This window comes from Variovorax sp. 679, from assembly GCF_003952185.1.
Taxonomy (GTDB): Bacteria; Pseudomonadota; Gammaproteobacteria; order Burkholderiales; family Burkholderiaceae_C; genus Variovorax.
Genome location: NZ_RXFS01000013.1, coordinates 139,615 through 156,823, shown reverse-complemented (window position 1 = coordinate 156,823; position 17,209 = coordinate 139,615). Strand labels below are relative to the sequence as shown.

General features: G+C 67.4%; 16 protein-coding genes and 2 riboswitches. Of the genes, 8 read left to right on the top strand and 8 right to left on the bottom strand.

Annotation, left to right across the window (positions count from 1 at the left end; translation table 11 throughout):
* Positions 1–270: 270 nt before the first annotated feature.
* Positions 271–612, top strand: coding sequence for a hypothetical protein (locus EJO71_RS28905; protein ID WP_125952098.1), 342 nt, complete (start codon positions 271–273; stop codon positions 610–612).
* A 146-nt stretch (positions 613–758) separates the two neighbouring features.
* The gene (locus EJO71_RS28900) at positions 759–1,901 is read left to right on the top strand and encodes a hypothetical protein (protein ID WP_125952097.1); all 1,143 of its coding nucleotides are present in this window, start codon (positions 759–761) and stop codon (positions 1,899–1,901) included.
* Between the two features lie 53 nt (positions 1,902–1,954).
* On the opposite strand, the gene EJO71_RS28895 is transcribed toward EJO71_RS28900, so the two are convergent.
* The 3 genes from EJO71_RS28895 to EJO71_RS28885 form a co-directional block, all read right to left on the bottom strand.
* Positions 1,955–2,470 carry a hypothetical protein gene (locus EJO71_RS28895; RefSeq protein WP_125952096.1) on the bottom strand — a complete coding sequence of 172 codons (516 nt, stop codon included), beginning with the start codon at positions 2,468–2,470 and terminating at the stop codon, positions 1,955–1,957.
* A 175-nt stretch (positions 2,471–2,645) separates the two neighbouring features.
* Complete coding sequence (locus EJO71_RS28890) at positions 2,646–3,059, bottom strand: GFA family protein (protein ID WP_125952095.1); 414 nt, start codon at positions 3,057–3,059, stop codon at positions 2,646–2,648.
* Positions 3,060–3,204: 145 nt separating this feature from the next.
* Positions 3,205–3,849 (bottom strand): DUF2625 domain-containing protein, encoded by a 645-nt coding sequence (locus EJO71_RS28885; RefSeq protein WP_125952094.1) that lies wholly within the window; start codon positions 3,847–3,849, stop codon positions 3,205–3,207.
* Positions 3,850–4,038: 189 nt separating this feature from the next.
* Between EJO71_RS28885 and EJO71_RS28880 the strand changes: the two genes are divergently transcribed.
* From EJO71_RS28880 to EJO71_RS28870, 3 genes are all read left to right on the top strand, one after another.
* The gene (locus EJO71_RS28880; RefSeq protein ID WP_125952093.1) at positions 4,039–5,340 is read left to right on the top strand and encodes a UDP-N-acetylglucosamine 1-carboxyvinyltransferase; all 1,302 of its coding nucleotides are present in this window, start codon (positions 4,039–4,041) and stop codon (positions 5,338–5,340) included.
* 96 nt (positions 5,341–5,436) lie between these two features.
* The gene (locus EJO71_RS28875) at positions 5,437–6,480 is read left to right on the top strand and encodes a nitronate monooxygenase (RefSeq protein ID WP_125952092.1); all 1,044 of its coding nucleotides are present in this window, start codon (positions 5,437–5,439) and stop codon (positions 6,478–6,480) included.
* A 46-nt stretch (positions 6,481–6,526) separates the two neighbouring features.
* On the top strand, positions 6,527–7,204 hold the full coding sequence (locus tag EJO71_RS28870) for a dienelactone hydrolase family protein (protein WP_125952091.1): 678 nt from the start codon (positions 6,527–6,529) through the stop codon (positions 7,202–7,204).
* Here the strand turns inward: EJO71_RS28870 and EJO71_RS28865 are convergent.
* A complete protein-coding gene (locus EJO71_RS28865; protein WP_125952090.1) occupies positions 7,179–7,796 on the bottom strand; it encodes a TetR/AcrR family transcriptional regulator in 618 nt (205 codons plus the stop codon). The two genes, EJO71_RS28870 and EJO71_RS28865, sit on opposite strands and share 26 nt — an antisense overlap.
* Before the next feature lie 49 nt (positions 7,797–7,845).
* On the opposite strand from EJO71_RS28865, the gene EJO71_RS28860 reads away from it, so the two are divergent.
* The 3 genes from EJO71_RS28860 (at position 7,846) to EJO71_RS28850 (ending at position 11,670) form a co-directional block, all read left to right on the top strand.
* On the top strand, positions 7,846–8,961 hold the full coding sequence (locus tag EJO71_RS28860) for a DUF2855 family protein (RefSeq protein ID WP_125952089.1): 1,116 nt from the start codon (positions 7,846–7,848) through the stop codon (positions 8,959–8,961).
* A 129-nt stretch (positions 8,962–9,090) separates the two neighbouring features.
* Entirely contained in the window at positions 9,091–9,993 is a 903-nt protein-coding gene (locus tag EJO71_RS28855; RefSeq protein ID WP_125952088.1) for a DUF3014 domain-containing protein, read from the top strand.
* A gap of 99 nt (positions 9,994–10,092) precedes the next feature.
* On the top strand, positions 10,093–11,670 hold the full coding sequence (locus EJO71_RS28850) for an alpha/beta fold hydrolase (RefSeq protein ID WP_125952087.1): 1,578 nt from the start codon (positions 10,093–10,095) through the stop codon (positions 11,668–11,670).
* Here the strand turns inward: EJO71_RS28850 and EJO71_RS28845 are convergent.
* From EJO71_RS28845 to gcvT, 4 genes are all read right to left on the bottom strand, one after another.
* A complete protein-coding gene (locus EJO71_RS28845; RefSeq protein ID WP_125952086.1) occupies positions 11,613–12,344 on the bottom strand; it encodes a Crp/Fnr family transcriptional regulator in 732 nt (243 codons plus the stop codon). The genes EJO71_RS28850 and EJO71_RS28845 overlap by 58 nt on opposite strands.
* Before the next feature lie 24 nt (positions 12,345–12,368).
* Positions 12,369–15,278 (bottom strand): aminomethyl-transferring glycine dehydrogenase, encoded by a 2,910-nt coding sequence (gene gcvP / locus EJO71_RS28840; RefSeq protein ID WP_125952085.1) that lies wholly within the window; start codon positions 15,276–15,278, stop codon positions 12,369–12,371.
* A gap of 54 nt (positions 15,279–15,332) precedes the next feature.
* On the bottom strand, positions 15,333–15,704 hold the full coding sequence (gene gcvH / locus EJO71_RS28835) for a glycine cleavage system protein GcvH (RefSeq protein ID WP_093055555.1): 372 nt from the start codon (positions 15,702–15,704) through the stop codon (positions 15,333–15,335).
* Between the two features lie 62 nt (positions 15,705–15,766).
* Positions 15,767–16,942, bottom strand: coding sequence for a glycine cleavage system aminomethyltransferase GcvT (gene gcvT / locus EJO71_RS28830; RefSeq protein ID WP_125952084.1), 1,176 nt, complete (start codon positions 16,940–16,942; stop codon positions 15,767–15,769).
* A 45-nt stretch (positions 16,943–16,987) separates the two neighbouring features.
* A riboswitch (glycine riboswitch) is annotated at positions 16,988–17,094 on the bottom strand.
* Between the two features lie 20 nt (positions 17,095–17,114).
* Positions 17,115–17,189: riboswitch (glycine riboswitch) on the bottom strand.
* Positions 17,190–17,209 lie beyond the last annotated feature (20 nt).

Genomic DNA, 17,209 nt, shown 5'->3' with positions numbered 1-17,209 from the left:
CGGGCTCCATCGACACCGCTTACATTGCCCCCGCCTCGTGATGAGCGGGGCCGGGTTTGACAGCCCGCTGACATCCTGCGACGAAAGCCGCAGCTACCGCACTTGGTCTGCGGCTTTTTCGTTCGTGCCCCTTTTTGGCGGCTCGAACGGGAGGGCTCGCGCCCTGCCGGTTTCCGCAAGGATGTCCCGGTCTGTCAACCCGTTCGAGCTGCCGCCCTCGTTTGACAGCGGGTGCGTCGGTTTCTGCAAATCGACATCCTTGGGAGGCCCATGACGGCCAATGCTTCTTCAAACGGCGCGAGCACCAACGCTCGTTATCGCCCCTCAGCCCAGTTCAAGCCCTTCGAATGGGTGCAAGGCGACCGGCTCGATTCTTCCCGGCAAAGCCAGGCCGCATTCCTGAACGACGCGCGCGACATCGTGCAAGGCGCGCAGACGCTGGTCCAGCTGCTCGGCTGGGACGAAGACCGGCGCGACGCGGCAGCATCCGACGCAGACCCCGCGCCGCTCTTCGATACCTGCCAGCGCGAGTCGCTGCAGCGCCTTCTTTCCGCAACGCTGGGCCTGCTTCACGCCCGGATCGAAGTCCAGTGCGAGGCGCTGGCGGAGTAGGGCCGGTGCATCGGTAGCAGCTTGTCCTGGCCGGGCGACATGAATGACTTTCGTCAGATGGCGCGTCTTGCCTTTTCTTCCAGAATCGCGCGCCGGTGCCGCGGATGCCATCCGCGGACGCGAGCCTCGACGATGAAAGGGAAGCAATGGGTTACGACGTCAGCAACCTTGCCGTGGATGTCCGCCTGATCAGGGAGCGCCTTGTTCCGTACATGCGCCGAGCCACCTCTGACGGGCTGGAGGATCTCGTGCGGGACGCGGCCCGGCGGCAACTCGTGAGCTACCGTGCCAGCCGCTGGTGCGAGCGTGTCGTGAATCTGCAGCACGCCATCTATGCGGATCAGGCGAAGGCAGTGCGCGAGCACGCCGGCGCGCCGCCCGGGGAATTCTCTTCACAGCCGGTGCGCGGCGCCGGCATTCCCGGCTTCAACGCGTATCAGGCGCAGTGGGGGCGCCCCTATTTCATCGAAGCCGACGACGCGGAAGACGCCCTGCGCGAGCTGGCGGCCTACGAGGCTTGCGACATCACCGACGAGTCGGCGATCGATGCGGTCGCGTTGCGGATGCTCGCGAAGCTCGATGCGCGGCGCCATCTTGTCGGGCCCGAAGTCAGGCCCGAGGTTCGTGCCGTGCTGGACGGCTTCTATCCGTTGGCTGCGCACCTGCCGCCCGAGGAGAGCGTCCCGGACGAGGCGATGACTCCCGATGCCTTGATGGCCCGGATGCGGCGCCGCCTGGAACAGTGGCGGCACATCTGGGAATGCCGGGAAGACACCACGACCGAGATCGACGCCGAAGGCTTCATGTGGCCCGAGCCGGCGAGCGAACTCGTGGGCTCGATCTCCTACGAGATCCTCAACCTCGCGGCGCAGGTGCTGCCGAGCTGGCAGAACCGGGGGCGAGTCTGGCCCACCGCATTGTTCGAGCGCATCGGGGTCGACGTGTCGCACGTCTTCGAGACGCCCGCCTCACTGTTCGCCGATCTGCTTCGTGACTTCCCGATGCTTCAGGAGAAGATGCGGACCACCATCCATTTCAACTATTCGCTCGGCGGCTACGTGCCGCCCGAGAAGACAGGGCTGCTGGTTGAGCTGCTGCAGAAGCACCGCCGCGCGCTCATCTTCGCCTGGGACGAAGACCCCGGCGATGACGACATCGAGGCGTTCGCGTCCGACTACCAGATGATTCTCGAACCTGCGCTTCTGGCCGTGCGCAAGGGCTACGGCTTTGTAGAGGCCTCGGAGATCCAGCTGTGGCCTGCGAAGGAAGAGCCGAGCGAGGCAGGCTGACGAGAGCCGGATTCGGCCCGGTCCGATGCCTTGGACGCAGACAACGCGTGGCCTCAGCGCAGAGGGCCGTACTTGCGCTGGAATTCGTTCTTCAGGTCCCTGGCAGCCCTCTCCCTCGGGTCGGCTTCGATGCGCCGCTGCTCCTTCGCGTCCGTTTTCATCTGCTCCTTGAACGCTTGCATCTGCTGCTCCTTCTCTCGCTGACTGCTCTCGCGCCGGCTCTTGTATTCGTCATCCCTGCGCTTTTCCTCCTGCCACTTTTCACGCGCCTCCCTCTCGTTCCACTCGTCGCGCCGGGGACGATTCGCCGCCGATGCGTCGTCGTTCGAGGTACCTCTTGAAGATGCACACCCCGCGACGCTTGCAAGCAGCATCGTCAGCGACAGGGCGCCCAGGCATGCGCGCCTCGACGGCTCTCTGTCTGGATGCATGGCGATGAGTTCCTCCGGGGTCAGCCCCAGACTTGCCATGCCTTCGTTCGTCAAGGCGATGAACTGGGTCGGCGTGTCGAGCGTATAGGTCACCAGCAGGCCGCTGTCGCCGCCCCGTGCCTCGATCTCGTCGAGCATCGGCTCGACTGTCCGGAGAAAGTCCGCTGCCTTGATGCGAGGGTAGACAGACGATGGCGAGGGCGGGTTCGACGACATGGCGGTGCATTGTCGAAACGGCTTCCGCATCGCGATAAGTGCACAAAGTCATGGTGCCGCCGCACGACTGGCGCCTGCCAGGAGGGCCTGCCCTTGCTTACCCCGGCGGCATCCTGTCGAACTTCGTCAGCGCCGGATCCAGAAAATCCCACGCGTGCCCGCGCACGCCGTACGTGACCGCCTGCGGCTTGAACCTGCTCGGGTCGTCGAGGCTTGCGGCATGCACGGTGATGACGTCGGGCATCGCCGCATAGGTCATGTACACGGGCGAGCCGCAGGTCGGGCAGAAGGCGCGTGTCTTGACGTTGCCGCTGTCGCCAACCATGTCCCACAGCGTGGCATTGCCGCTTTGCTTTGTGCCGCCGCGCGGGAAGCTGAGGTACGAGCCGTGGCCGGTGCCGCTCTTGTGCTGGCACTGGAGGCACTGGCAATGGTTCTGGAAGATCGGCTCGGCCGGAATTTCGTAGCGGATTGCGCCGCACGCGCAGCCGCCGGTGTAGGCGTGGTTCATTTGTCCTGTCCTTTCGAGGTTGCATGGCCAGCGGGAAGGGCTGGCTGGAGGCAACAATCTATTTGGACAAGGGCGGGGCAGGTGAGTAACAAGTTCGTCGTGAATCGCGGGTCGGCATGAGCCTCACGCTGCTGCGAAGTCTGAGCTACTTGCCGGTGGTGGTTGCCAGTTCCTTGTTGAGCGCGTACTGCTCGGCAATGCTCACGGCCTTTCGGGCACTGGCTTGCACAGACCCTTCTTTCGTCCACAGGAAGGGGTAGAAGCTGAAACACTGGTCTGCCCCTACGCTTTTCATGTCGGCTTCCCAGCCGCTCCAGCGCAAGTCGGCGTAGAAAGCCTGCAGCCGGTCGGTCGATGCCCACCCTAGGAAGTCGCTGTAGCCGATCTCGAGCGATTCCCACGCCAGGGTATCGGGCGCCCAGTAGTACATGGCGCCGGCATCGTCCCCGAGCCCACCGCCGTTGAGAGCGAAGAAGCCTCCGACCACGTCGTCTGCAACGAGAAGGAAGCCGGAAGAGCGCCCCTTGTTCCAGTCGACGATGTTGCGGGCCAGCTTCGGATGTCCCGAGCCCAGCACCCGCAGCCACCCGTGGTCGATCAGCAGGCCGCCTGTCTCGTATGCAACAGCACCCATGGTCGAGCGCGTCGTGACCTGGAGCGCAAGCAGCACGCGGTTCTGGTCTTCGGAGGGGGCCAGAATCTCGAAGGGGTGGCTGGCGCCTTGCGCCCGTTCCCTGACGAGAGGACGTGCGGCGTCCTTGGTGTCGATCAGGTCTTCAAGCGTGCGCATAGGGGGTGGTTTGAAAAAATTGCTCGCATGTAACGCGAAAGAATTGTTATTTGAGCGGCTCCAGCGTTGAAGTTCTTACAACTTCGGTGCCGTTCATGCCGCTTTCAGACGGTAAAGTTCTCGCTTCCGGTTTCGGATTGTCTCCGCACCTTTTCTCCACCGCCTCCCGCTTCCGTCTCGCTTTCCTCCATGTCCAACCTCATCGTGCACGGCGGTACGCCGCTGCGTGGCCGCGTCACCCCCTCCGCCAACAAGAATGCCGTGCTGCCGGTGCTCTGTGCCACCTTGCTCACCTGGGAGCCGCTGCGCCTGCACGGTGTGCCCGACATCACCGACGTTCGCAAGATCCTCGACATCTTCCGCACCCTGGGCAGCGACGTGCGCATGGACCACGAGACGGGAACGCTCGAGCTGCACCACCGCGAGACGGCCTTCGACGCCTCGCGCCACCGGCTGCCCGAGGAGATGCGTTCGTCGATCATGCTGGTGCCGCCGCTTCTGGCGCGCTTCGGCGTGGCCCGGCTGGAGGACAACGTCAAGGGCTGCACGCTGGGCGTGCGCGAGATCGATCCGCACGTGGAGGTGTTCCAGCGCTTCGGCGGCGAGGTGGAGCGCACCGAAGGCTCGCTGCTGGTTCGCAGCAAGAGCAGGCTCACGCCGACCGACCACTGGCTGGACTACGCCTCGGTCACGACCACCGAGAACTTCGTGCTGTGCGCGGCCGCGACGGACGGCACCTCGACGCTGACCAACGCGGCCTCGGAGCCGCACGTGCAGGAGTTCTGCCGCTTCATGACCATGATCGGCGTGCGCATCGAGGGCATCGGTACCTCGCGGCTCACGGTGCACGGCGGCGGCACGCTCAAGGGCGGGGAGTTCCGCTTCGACGAGGACTTCCACGAGATCACCACCTTCCTTGCGTTGGGCGCCATTACCGGCGGCGACGTGATCGTGCGCAACAGCGCACCCGAAAACTTTCCGCTGCTGGACCGCACCTTCGCCAAGTTCGGCGTGCAGATCGTGCACGAGGACGGCTGGTCGCGCGCCATCCGCAGCGGCCCGCTGAAGGTGCAGACGCCTTTCACGAGCAACGTGCTCACCAAGGTGGAGGCGGCGCCGTGGCCGTACTTTCCGGTCGATCTGCTGCCGATCTTCATCGCGCTGGGCGTGCGCGCCCAGGGCAACGCGATGTTCTGGAACAAGGTGTACGACGGGGCGCTGGGCTGGACGGGCGAGCTGTCGAAGTTCGGCGCGCACGTGTTCTCGTCCGACCCGCACCGGCTCATCACCTTCGGCGGCAATCCGCTGACGCCCGCGGTGGTCGAGAGCCCCTACATCATCCGCGTGGCGATCGCGCTGTTCATGGTGGCGGCGAGCATCGAGGGCCGCTCCGAGATCCGCAACGCCGCGCCTATCCGCCGCGCGCATCCGCGCTTCGTGGAAAACCTGCGCAGCCTGGGCGTGCGCGTGGAGTGGACCAGCGAGGAGTGAGCTGAAGAGGAACGCGGGGCGATGACCCTGCTGCTGCGGCAGCCTCCGGCTTGGCCGGAGAATCACCGGCATTCGACATAAAAGGAGCGCTTTCGAATGACCACGCTGCAACAACTCCTCGGCACCGAACTCCCGCTCATCCAGGCCCCTATGGCCGGCGTGCAAGGCAGCGCGCTGGTCATCGCGGTCAGCAACGCCGGCGGCCTGGGTTCGCTGCCCGGTGCCATGCTGAGCCCCGACGTCATGCGCAGCGAGCTCGCCGCCATCCGCGCGGGCACAGGCAAGCCCTACAACGTCAACTTCTTCTGCCATACGCCGCCCGAGCCGAGTGCCGAACGCGAGGCAACGTGGCGCGCCGCGCTCGCGCCGTACTACGCCGAGTTCGGCATCGATGCGGCGAGCATCCCCGCCGGCCCGGGCCGCAACCCGTTCAGCGCCGAGGTGGCCGACCTGCTGGCCGAGTTCAAGCCGCCGGTGGTGAGCTTTCATTTCGGCCTGCCGCCCGAGGCGCTGATGGCGCGGGTGCACGGCTGGGGCGCGAAGGTGCTGGCCTCGGCCACCACGGTGGAAGAGGCGCAGTGGCTCGAGGCGCGCGGCGTGGATGCGGTCATCGCGCAGGGGCTCGAAGCAGGTGGACATCGGGGCCATTTCCTGTCGCACGACCTGACGAGGCAACTCGGCACCTTCGCGCTGTTGCCGCAGCTGGTGCATGCGGTCAAGGTGCCGGTGATCGCGGCCGGCGGCATCGCGGATGCCAACGGCGTGGCTGCTGCCATGGCGCTGGGTGCGGCGGGTGTGCAGGTCGGCACGGCCTACATGCTGACGCCAGAGGCGACCACCAGCGCGATCCACCGCGCGGCGCTCAAGGGCAAGGCGGCGCGGCACACGGCGCTCACCAATCTCTTTACCGGCCGGCCGGCGCGCGGCATCGTGAACCGCGTGATGCGCGAACTGGGCCCCATCGGCGCGGCGGCGCCGGAGTTTCCGCTGGCTACCTCGGGCATCGCACCCCTGCGTGCCAAGGCCGAGGCGCAGGGCAGCGGCGATTTTTCTCCGCTGTGGTCGGGGCAGAACGCCACGGGCTGCCGCGAGGTGCCTGCAGCCGAAGTCACGCGCGAGCTGGCGCGTGGGTTCCGTTGACGTTCAGCGGGACTTTTTCGAGCCTATCCATCCAGCCTGCTGAACCATGACCCAACTGCATCTGCCCCTGAAGTTCCTCGCGCACGGCGCGCAACCCGATGTCCGCGAGCCCTGGCTGCTGGTGCTGATGCACGGCGTGGGCAGCAACGAGCAAGATTTGTTCGGCCTGGCGAGGCTGATGCCACCGCAGTTCCATGTGCTGAGCCTGCGTGCGCCCTATGTGCTGTCGCCCGACTCCTACGCTTGGTTCGAATTCCAGATGCTGCCCGGTGGCGAGCGCCGCATCGACGAAGAGCAGGAGCGCGAAAGCCGCTTCCTGGTCGGCGAGATGATCGTCTCGGCAGCCAAGCAGCTCGGCGTGCCTGCGGAGCGCGTGGTGGTCGGCGGCTTCAGCCAGGGCGGGATCATGGCGCTGTCGCTGCTGCTGACCAGGCCCGACAGCGTGCGCGCGGCCATGGTGTGGCACAGCCGGCTGCTGCCGCAGGTGTTGCCGCATGTCGCGCAGCCCGAAGCCTTCGAAGGCAAGGCGCTCTGGGTGAGCCATGGCAGCGCCGACAACGTGATTCCGCCGAGCGCCGCGCAGGCCACGCGCGAGTTTGCGCGCACGTTGCCGCTGGCGTTGTCGGGCACCGACTTTCCGGGCGCGCACGAGATCCGTCCGGCAGAGCTGCAGGCCACGCTGGCCTGGCTGCAATCGCTCAGCGCGCAGCCAAGCGCGCCATGACCATCGCTTCCATCTCGGCCACCCATTCGGCGTTGCCCGATTCGGGCTGCACCAGCAGGCGATAGCGGCGGCCACCCCACGCCGCTGTCAGCAGCGCGTGGACCGTGGCGGGCGAGGGGGGCGGCTGCAGGTCGGTGCAGGCGGCAAAGGCCTTGAGCCATCTGTCGGCCAGTTCGTCGTACACGCGGCGGTGGTGCTTGGGCTCGGCCACGCGGTGTTCGAGCATCAGCATCTGGTGGTCGAAAGCGGGTAGTCCTTCGAGCCGGGTGTCGCAGGTGATGCGCACCAGGCGTTTTACGCGGGCCTGCCAGCCGATGTCAGAAGGTGCGACGACTTCCGCATCGAGCCGCGCGAGCAGCGCCTCGATGCAGTGGCGCACGTAGCCCGAGAGCAGGGCTTCCTTGTCGGGAAAGTAGTCGTAGAGCGTGCCGACGGCGATGCCGGTTTCCAGCGCTACGGCGCGGGTGGTCACGCCTTCCCAGCCGTGCGCGGACCAAATCCGAACAAAGGCGTCGTAGATCGCCTGCACGGTGAACTTGCTGCGTGCCTGCGTGGGGCGTTTCAGGGGCTTGGAGCGGGGGGCTTCCGGCATCGACGGTTTTCCGAACCCGCCGCGCGACGGGCCGCCATACAGTTTGCGAATGAACAACGCATTCACTTTAACCCGCCTCCAGACGCGCAAGAACGCCCTCGGAACCACCCGTGTCGTGACCGCGCAGGACAGCGGCGCGCTGCTGCCCGGCGAGGTGCTGATGAAGATCGGCCGCTTCTCGCTGACCACCAACAACATCACCTACGCGGCCTTCGGCGACGCGGTCATGAAGTACTGGCAGTTCTTCCCGACCGGCGACGCCGACTGGGGTCACATGCCGGCCTGGGGCTTCGCCGACGTGGCGGCGTCGAACGTCGAGGGCGTGTCGGTGGGCGAGCGCTTCTACGGCTACTTCCCGATCGCGAGCCACCTGCGCATGCAGCCGGTTCGCGTGACGGCGCGCGGCTTCTACGACGGTGCGCCGCATCGCAGCGAACTGGTGTCGGCCTACAACCAGTACATGCGCTGCAGCAATGACGCAGGCTACGTCGCTGCGCTGGAGGATTACCAGATGCTGGTGCGGCCGCTGTTCATCACCTCGTTCATGCTGGCCGATTTCCTGGAGGACAACGGCTTCTTCGGTGCGAAGCAGGTGGTGGTGTCGAGCGCGTCGAGCAAGACCGCGTTCGGCACGGCCTTCTGCCTGCGCCAGCGCGAAGGGCTGCAATTGATTGCGGCAACGTCCAACGCCAATCGCGCTTTCGTGGAAGGCCTCGGCTGCTACGACCGCACGCTGGCCTATGAGGAAGTGACGACGCTGCCGACCAACGTGCCCACGCTGTACGTCGACTTCTCGGGCAACGACGAGCTGCGCGCCACCATCCACCATCACTTCGGCGAATCGCTGGTGTACGACTGCTACGCGGGCTCCGCGCAGAAGACGGAATTTCTCGGCGACACCACCTCGCTGCCCGGGCCCACGCCACAGCTCTACTTCGCCCCCGTGCAGATCAGGAAGCGCAATGCCGACTGGGGCCCGCAGGAGGTCAACCGCCGCTTCAACGAGGCACAGGGCAGCTTCATTGCGGAACTCAGCAGGCCCGGCAACCGGTGGATGACGCTGGCGCAGGGCGAAGGCTTCGCGCATGCGCAGTCCGTGATCGCCGACCTGCATGCAGGCAAGGTCGATCCGCGACAGGCTCACGTTGTGCGGCTCGCGGATTGAACGGGCGGGTGAACTTCCGCGCCGCGGGCGCGTCACAGGGCGTTACGACGACAAGGCTGGCGTGCAGCCCGTTCTGGGGCACCATAGCCGTTCGCTTCCTCTGACCTTCCCGCACAAGGAGCCGCCCTCATGCCCGATACCGACACCCGCGAAGCCCCCGAGTTCAGACCCCGCCGCGAAGCGCCCATCGGAGCCATCGCCGCCGTCGTGCTGGTGCTGCTCGTGGCGGCCTTCTTCGGCTGGCGCTGGTATCAGGATCAGCAGAAGCCCGTCGAGCCCGTGCCGGTGGCAGCGGCGCCCAACGACGCGCCCGCGCCGCCGCCGCCTGCCGCCGCGCCCACCGGCCCGCAGAACCCGGTCGATGCGCTCGCGCCACCCGATGCAGCGTTGCCCAAGCTGGCCGATTCCGACGCGCGCGTGACGAAGGCGCTGACGGAGCTGATCGGCGGCAAGCACGTCGCCGAATTCCTGCGTTCCGACGGCATCGTGCGGCGCTTCGTCGCCACCGTCGACAACCTCGCGCGCGAACAGGCGCCCGCCAGTGCATGGCCGGTGCAGCCCACGGCGCAGCGCTTCATCACCGAAGGGCCGCAGGGCCAGGTGCAGACCATCGCGGCCAACAATGCCGCGCGCTACAACGGCATCGTGCTGCTGGCCCAGTCGGTCGATCCGGCCAAGGCCGCGGCCGTGTATGCAAAGCTCTATCCGCTGTTCCAGCAGGCGTATGAAGAGCTGGGCTATCCGGGCCGCTACTTCAACGACCGGCTCATCGCAGTCATCGACCACTTGCTGCAGGCTCCCGAGCCAGCGGGCCCGGTGCAAGTGCGGCTGGTCGAGGTGAAGGGCGACGTGCCCTCGACCCGGCCGTGGGTGCGCTACGAGTACGCCGATCCCAAGCTGGAGTCGATGTCTTCAGGCCAGAAGATCATGGTGCGCATGGGGCTGGAGAACGAACGCAAGGTGAAGGCCAGCCTGCGCGGGCTGCGCCAGCAGATCGCCACGGCGGACATCGCGAAGAAGAAGCAGCCGTAGCGGTTCTTGCCCGTGGCCATTGTTCCCGCCGGGACAATGCGCCGCCGCCTTCGTTCCTAGAGTCGCGTGCTTCGAGACACGCAACGAGGAACAGAGGCAATGAAGACGATCATCCGGGCCGCGGCCCTGGGCGCAGCGCTCGTGCTGGGCGCGGCGCAGGCTGCGACGGTGCAGCAACTCTCCGTGCAATCCGCCGTGCCCGACCCGCTGGCGGGCGCGGACGGCGCCGGCAAGGGCACACGCATCGCGTTCACGCTATTCCTGCCCGATCAGAAACCCGATGGCGGCTATCCACTGGTGCTGCATGCAAGCGGCTTCGGCTTGGGGCGCCTGCAGGCGATGCCGCCGCGCGATACCGATCCGGCCGTGAGCTACTGGTCGCGCGTCGACCGGCTCGTGCCGACGCTGGTGGAGCGTGGCTATGCGGTCATCAGCTTCGACCATCGCGGCCACGGCGACAGCGGAGGAGACAGCCGCATCATGGATCCGCAGGCCGAGATCGCCGACATCCGCAGCTTGATCGACTGGGCCGAGCGGGAGCTGCCCCTGCGCAAGGGCACCGACGGCCGCGCGCGCATCGGCAGCATCGGCGGCTCGTATGGCGGCGGCTACCAGATGCAGCTGGCGCAACTGGAGCCGCGAATCACCACCGCGGTTCCGTCGATGACCTGGTACGACCTGCAGCATTCGCTCGCGCCGCAAGGCGTGCTGAAGGGCGGCTATGTGCAGTTCGAATGCTTCATGGCCCAGCGAGGCAAGGTGCGCGATGGCAGCCTGCTGAAGCCCCTTTGCGACACGGCGCCCAGGCCGGGCGCATGGGCATGGAGCGACATCGGCGCCGACGCGCAGCGCCTGCGCGATGCCTACCAGGCGCACGGCCCCTCGGGCGCGAGCTGGGCCGGCCGGCCGGTGCGGCGTGTCGATGCGCTGGTCGTGCAGGCCAGCGAAGACGTGCTGTTCGACATGGGCGAGGGGCTGCGCAACTGGCGCTACCTGAAATCGGGCGGCGGCGATGTGCGGCTGATGGTGCTGCGCTCCGGCCATGTGAACCCGCGTGCGGGCCAGCGCGACAAGCCCGCACGTTGTGGCACCGTCGATGCGATGGACGCGATGCTGGCGTGGCTCGATGCCAAGTTGCGCGATCAGGAGACGGGGCTGGCGTCGGTGCCTTCGTTGTGCATCGCGCTCGATGACGGTACTGCCTATCAAGGGCCGGCACCGGTGCCAGCACAGGTCGGCACGTCGCTATCGTCGACGGAAGTGGCCGCAGGCGCGAAGGGCCTGCAGTTCGTTGCATTGCCTGCCGACGCACTGGCACGTCAGGGCGCGGGCGCGGTGCTGGCTGGCGTGCCCGAAGCGGAGCTGGAAGTGCGGGCCAAGGCTGGCCCCGGCGTGGCACTGGTGGGGCTGGCGCTGCGCCGTCGCGGCGGGGAGGTGACGCTTCTGTCCGACCAGGTCGTGCCAGTTCCTCCGGGCCGTCATCGCGTCGCGCTCGGCGGCGTGGCCGCGCGCATGCAGCCGGGCGATGAACTGGGTGTGGCGCTGTTCTCCACGCATCCGCAATACGTCTGGGCTCCGGCTTCGGGCGCACCCGTGGCCGGCATCACAGGCGACAACGCCTATGCCGTTTCGGGCCGCGTGTGGCTGCCGCTATCTACCGACGCGGCACCGCAGTAATCGCGTAGCGCGTCGAGCTGCAGCAGCGTGACGATCTGGTAGCCGAGTTCGAGCAACCCTTCGGCCTCGAGCCGCCGAAGCGCAGCGTTCAGGCGAGGCCGCGACATGTTGCAGTAGATCGCCAGCTCGGCCTGAGACACCTGCAGTTCCAGCGAGCGCGGCGGAAAGGCCGATGGACTGAACAGCGAGGCCAGGCTCTGCGCCACCTTGGCGACCGGGTCCAGCGTGCGGTCCGACAGCGTGATGGCCATCGACTGCGTGACCCGCTCGCTCATCAGGCGCATCACGAAGCGGTTGAACGCGGGGTTAGTGTCGAGCAGATGGAAGAACGCAGCCTTGGGCAGCTTGATGATCACCGCCTCAGACAGCGCCACCGCGTCGCAGACGCGCGGCCTGTCCTGGATCAGCTCGATCTCGCCGACCCAGCTGAAGGCCTGGCCCATGAAGGTCACCGGCTTGCCCGAGGCCGAGGTGGTGCACAGCTTCATGCTGCCGCGGCCCATGCCGATCCAGTGCTCGGCCGGGTCGCCGCGGTGCCAGATGGACTGGCCCGCCGACAGTTCGGCAAAGCGCAGCTGCGGCAGCAGGGCCGCGCCTTCATCGTCGCTCAGCGTGTGGGCCCAGACGCAGCCGCGCCAGCGGGCCTTGAGCGATTCGACTTCTTCCTGGTTCATGCGCCGCGACGCAGGCGGGCGGCCTCAGGCTTCTTCGGCTTCCTCGTACTCGCTCACGGGCACGCAGCTGCAGAACAGGTTGCGGTCGCCGTACACGTTGTCGACGCGGCCGACCGGCGGCCAGTACTTGGCGCTCTTGAGCGTGGCCAGCGGGAACGCGCCGAGTTCGCGCGAGTAGGGGTGGCTCCACTCGGTGCCGAGCAGGCTGGCGGCCGTGTGCGGCGCGTGCTTGAGCGGGTTGTCCTCCTTCGGCCAGACGCCTTCCTCGATGCGGCGGATCTCGCCGCGGATGGCGATCATCGCGTCGATGAAGCGGTCGAGCTCGGCCAGCGGCTCGCTCTCGGTGGGCTCCACCATCAGCGTGCCGGGCACGGGGAAGCTCAGCGTAGGAGCGTGGAAGCCGTAGTCGATGAGGCGCTTGGCCACGTCTTCGGCGGTGACGCCGCTGGTGTCCTTGAGCGGGCGCAGATCGAGGATGCACTCGTGCGCGACGTGGCCGTTGGGGCTCGCGTACAGCGTGGGGTAGTGGTCCTTCAGGCGTGCGCTGATGTAGTTGGCGCTGAGGATGGCCGTCTCGGTCGCGGCCTGCAGGCCCTTGGCGCCCATCATGCGGCAGTACATCCAGCTGATCGGCAGCACGGCCGCGTTGCCCAGCGGCGCGGCCGACACGGCGCCCACGCCGTTCGACGGCACGCCGGCCGTCGCGTGGCCCGGCAGGTAGGGAACGAGGTCTTCCACCACGCAGACAGGGCCCACGCCCGGGCCGCCACCGCCGTGCGGAATGCAGAAGGTCTTGTGCAGGTTCAGGTGGCTCACGTCGCCGCCGAACTCGCCCGGCGCGGCCACGCCGACCAGCGCGTTCATGTTGGCGCCGTCCACATACACGCGGCCGCCGTGCTCGTGCACCAGCTCGCACAGCTCCTTCACGCGGGTTTCGAACACGCCGTGGGTGCTGGGGTAGGTGATCATCACGGCGGCCAGGTTGGCGCTGTGCTTCTCGCAGGCGCGCTTCAGGTCGTCCATGTCGACGTTGCCCTGCGCGTCGCAGGCCGTCACCACCACCTGCAGGCCCACCATCTGCGCGCTCGCCGGGTTGGTGCCGTGCGCGGAAGACGGGATCAGGCAGATGTTGCGGTGGCCCTGGCCCTTGGCTTCATGGAAGGACTTGATGGCCAGCAGGCCCGCGTACTCGCCCTGCGAGCCCGCGTTGGGCTGCAGGCTGATGCCCGCGTAGCCGGTGGCCTCGCACAGCCATGCGCGCAGCTGCGCGTCGAGCTGGGCGTAGCCCTGCAGCTGGTCGGCCGGTGCGAAGGGGTGGATGTCGGCGAACTCGGGCCAGGTGATGGGGATCATCTCGCTGGTCGCGTTGAGCTTCATGGTGCAGCTGCCCAGCGGGATCATGCTGCGGTCGAGCGCGAGGTCCTTGTCCGACAGGCTGCGGATGTAGCGCAGCATCGCCGTCTCGCTCTTGTGGGTGTTGAACACCGGGTGCGTGAGAAAGGCGCTGGTGCGGCGCAGTTCTTCGGGAATCAGCGGCGTGGTGCTGCCCGAGAGATCGTCGAAGCGCGGCGCCTGCGTGCCGGCGGGCGCGAACAGGCCCCACAGGGTTTCGACGTCGGCGCGGGTGCTGGTCTCGTCCAGCGAGATGCCCAGGTGCTGCTGCAGGCGCTGGCGCAGGTTGACGCCGGCGGCTTGTGCGCGCTCGATGATCGCCTGCGTGTCTTCTGCGGTGCGGATGGTCAGCGAGTCGAAGGCGGTGGCGTTCACCGGCTCGCGGCCCATCTGCGCGAGGCCTTTCGCCAGCACGGCGGTGAGCGCCGCCACGCGCTGCGCGATGCGCGTGAGGCCGTCGGGCCCGTGGTACACGGCGTACATGCTGGCAATCACGGCCGGCAGCACCTGCGCGGTACAGATGTTGGAAGTGGCCTTCTCGCGGCGGATGTGCTGCTCGCGCGTCTGCAGCGCGAGGCGGTAGGCGGGCTGGCCGTGCGTGTCGACGCTCACGCCCACCAGGCGGCCCGGCAGCGAGCGCTTGAACTCGTCGCGGCAGGCCAGGTAGGCGGCGTGCGGGCCGCCGTTGCACAGCGGCATGCCGAAGCGCTGCGTGGTGCCGCAGACGATGTCGGCGCCCCATTCGCCGGGCGGCGCGAGCAGCGTCAGCGCCAGCAGGTCGGCCGCGACGATGAAGGCGGCGTCGCACTGGTGCGCATGACCCGCGAGCGGGCGCAGGTCGTGCACGTGGCCGGTGGTGGCGGGGTATTGCGCGAGCACGCCGAAGAAGGCGCCGCTCACCATCAGGTGCGGCAGCGTTTCCGACACGGTGCTCACCTTGACCTCGATACCCAGCGGCGCGGCGCGCGTCTTGATGACTTCGATGGTCTGCGGATGGCAGTCGCCCGAGACCAGGAACACGTTGCTCTTGCTCTTCACGCTGCGCTTGGCGAGCGTCATGGCCTCGGCGGCGGCCGTGGCTTCGTCGAGCATCGATGCGTTGGCGATGGCCATGCCCGTGAGGTCGCACACCATCGTCTGGAAGTTGAGCAGGGCTTCCATGCGGCCCTGCGAGATCTCGGCCTGGTAGGGCGTGTAGGCGGTGTACCAGGCGGGGTTCTCGAGGATGTTGCGCAAGATCACGCCCGGCGTGTGGTTGCCGTAGTAGCCCTGGCCGATGAAGTTGCGGAACACCTTGTTCTTCGACGCCATTGCCTTCAGTTCGGCCAGCGCGTCGGCTTCGGTCACTGGCGCCGGCAGGCGCATCGGCTTCGCGCGGCGAATGGCCGCCGGCACGATGCCGTCGATGAGCTCGGCGCGCGTCTCCGAGCCGATCGCCGGCAGCATGCGCGCCTCGTCCGCCGCATCGATGCCGATGTGGCGGGCGAGGAATTCCTCGGCGTTCTCGAGTTCTTGCAAAGAAGGAAGGGCGGGCGTCGGCATGGCGGTGAAGGCTCGGAGGGAAAGAACAAAGGTGCTGCTGAAAAATTCAGCGGATCAGGATTCGGCGGCGAACTTGTCGTAGGAGGCCGCGTCCAGCAGGGCGTCGAGCTGGGCAGGTTCGCTCAGCTTGACCTTGAAGAACCAGCCGGCGGCCAGCGGGTCGCTGTTGGCGAGCGATGGGTCGGCGCGCAGGGCTTCGTTCACCTCGGTGATCTCGCCCGACACGGGCATGAACACGTCGGCCGCGGCCTTGACCGATTCGACGACGCCGGCGACTTCGCCCTGGGCGAAGGTCTTGCCGACTTCAGGCAGGTCGACGAAGACCACGTCGCCCAGCGCGTCCTGTGCATGCACGGTGATGCCGACGGTGGCTGCGTCGCCCTCGGCCGACACCCATTCGTGGTCCTTGGTGTACTTGATGCTCATGGTGAAAAACTCCTCGTGGAAAAAGTGGATCGGGGTGCAGAGCCTAGCCGTTCGATACGGGCTCAGCCCCGGTAGTAGCGAGTGGGCACGAAAGGCATCGTCGAAACCTCCATCGGCACCGGCTTGCCGCGCACGATGGCCTGCACGCGCGTGCCCGGCTCGGCGAAGGCGGTGGCCACGTAGCCCATGGCGATGCAGCGGTCGGCCGTGGGGCCGAGCAGTCCGCTGGTGACGACGCCGATGTCATGGCCCTCGAAAGACTGGAGCACCGTGCCGTCGCGCACCGGAATGCGTTCGAGGGCGACGAGGCCCACGCGCTTGCGCTTCAGCGTGTCGTGGTCGGTGTGGCCGGCCGCGCCTGCGGTGGCGGCGGCGAGCTGGGCGAGGATCTTCGCGGCACCCGGAAAGCCGCCTTCGCGTGCCCCGCCCGTGCGGCGCACTTTCTGCATCGCCCAGTTGAGCGAGGCCTCGACCGGCGTGGTGGTGGTGTCGATGTCGTTGCCGTAGAGGCACAGGCCCGCTTCGAGCCGCAGCGAATTGCGCGCACCCAGGCCGATGGGTTTGACCTCTGGCTGTGCCAGCAGCAGGCGGGCGAGGCGTTCGGCGTCGGATGCGGCCACGGAGATCTCGAAGCCGTCTTCGCCGGTGTAGCCGCTGCGGGTGACGAAAGCGGGAATGCCGCCGATCTGCACCGCCCCGCCCGTCATGAACACGAAGCGCTCGATGCCGGGTGACAGCCGCGCCAGCGTGGCGGCGGCCTGCGGGCCCTGCAGCGCGAGCAGCGCGTGGTCTGGCAGGGGGCGCACTTCGCAGCGCGTGCCGATCTTCTGCTGGATGTGGGCGATGTCGGCCACCTTGCAGGCGCCGTTGACGATCACGAAGATCGAGCCGTTGCCCTCGTTGAAGAACATCAGGTCGTCGAGGATGCAGCCTTCATCGTTCAGCAGCAGGCCGTAGCGCTGCTTGCCGGCGGGCAGGTCGACGACGTCGACGGGCATCAGGGTCTCGAAGGCGGCCGCCGCGTCGGGCCCGACCAGGCGCAACTGGCCCATGTGGGAAATGTCGAAGAGGCCGGCCGCGTCGCGCGTGTGCTTGTGCTCGGCCATCAGGCCGGCGGGGTACTGGACCGGCATCGAGTAGCCGGCAAAGGGCACCATGCGGGCGCCGAGCTCCACGTGGAGGTCGTATAGCGGCGTCTTGAGAAGCGGGGCGTCGGAAGCGGAGGAAGAAGCAGCCACGGGGCACTCCAAAGGGGCAGTCGAAATCCATGACGCAAGCCATGGGCCACCCCTGCTGTCCGCTTTACCTGAGAGATTCGCCCCACGATCGGGGTTTGCTCCTTCGGTGGGCCGCCGCCTGCGGGCAACGACCTCTCTCCAGCAAGGAAACGCCGGTGTTCACCGGCGCCTCGTCAGTCCTTTTGCCTGAGCGTTCGGGAAACCCCTGCGCCTTCGGCGGCCCCGGCGTGCGGGGCTCTCTCCTGACCCCGGGGAGTGTAGTGGATA

Bases quoted from the DNA above. Each gene is read 5' to 3' on its own strand.
- EJO71_RS28905 (WP_125952098.1), top strand. From the start codon at position 271: ATGACGGCCAATGCTTCTTCAAACGGCGCGAGCACCAACGCTCGTTAT.
- EJO71_RS28900 (WP_125952097.1), top strand. From the start codon at position 759: ATGGGTTACGACGTCAGCAACCTTGCCGTGGATGTCCGCCTGATCAGG.
- EJO71_RS28895 (WP_125952096.1), bottom strand. From the start codon at position 2,470: ATGCTCGACGAGATCGAGGCACGGGGCGGCGACAGCGGCCTGCTGGTG.
- EJO71_RS28890 (WP_125952095.1), bottom strand. From the start codon at position 3,059: ATGAACCACGCCTACACCGGCGGCTGCGCGTGCGGCGCAATCCGCTAC.
- EJO71_RS28885 (WP_125952094.1), bottom strand. From the start codon at position 3,849: ATGCGCACGCTTGAAGACCTGATCGACACCAAGGACGCCGCACGTCCT.
- EJO71_RS28880 (WP_125952093.1), top strand. From the start codon at position 4,039: ATGTCCAACCTCATCGTGCACGGCGGTACGCCGCTGCGTGGCCGCGTC.
- EJO71_RS28875 (WP_125952092.1), top strand. From the start codon at position 5,437: ATGACCACGCTGCAACAACTCCTCGGCACCGAACTCCCGCTCATCCAG.
- EJO71_RS28870 (WP_125952091.1), top strand. From the start codon at position 6,527: ATGACCCAACTGCATCTGCCCCTGAAGTTCCTCGCGCACGGCGCGCAA.
- EJO71_RS28865 (WP_125952090.1), bottom strand. From the start codon at position 7,796: ATGCCGGAAGCCCCCCGCTCCAAGCCCCTGAAACGCCCCACGCAGGCA.
- EJO71_RS28860 (WP_125952089.1), top strand. From the start codon at position 7,846: ATGAACAACGCATTCACTTTAACCCGCCTCCAGACGCGCAAGAACGCC.
- EJO71_RS28855 (WP_125952088.1), top strand. From the start codon at position 9,091: ATGCCCGATACCGACACCCGCGAAGCCCCCGAGTTCAGACCCCGCCGC.
- EJO71_RS28850 (WP_125952087.1), top strand. From the start codon at position 10,093: ATGAAGACGATCATCCGGGCCGCGGCCCTGGGCGCAGCGCTCGTGCTG.
- EJO71_RS28845 (WP_125952086.1), bottom strand. From the start codon at position 12,344: ATGAACCAGGAAGAAGTCGAATCGCTCAAGGCCCGCTGGCGCGGCTGC.
- gcvP (WP_125952085.1), bottom strand. From the start codon at position 15,278: ATGCCGACGCCCGCCCTTCCTTCTTTGCAAGAACTCGAGAACGCCGAG.
- gcvH (WP_093055555.1), bottom strand. From the start codon at position 15,704: ATGAGCATCAAGTACACCAAGGACCACGAATGGGTGTCGGCCGAGGGC.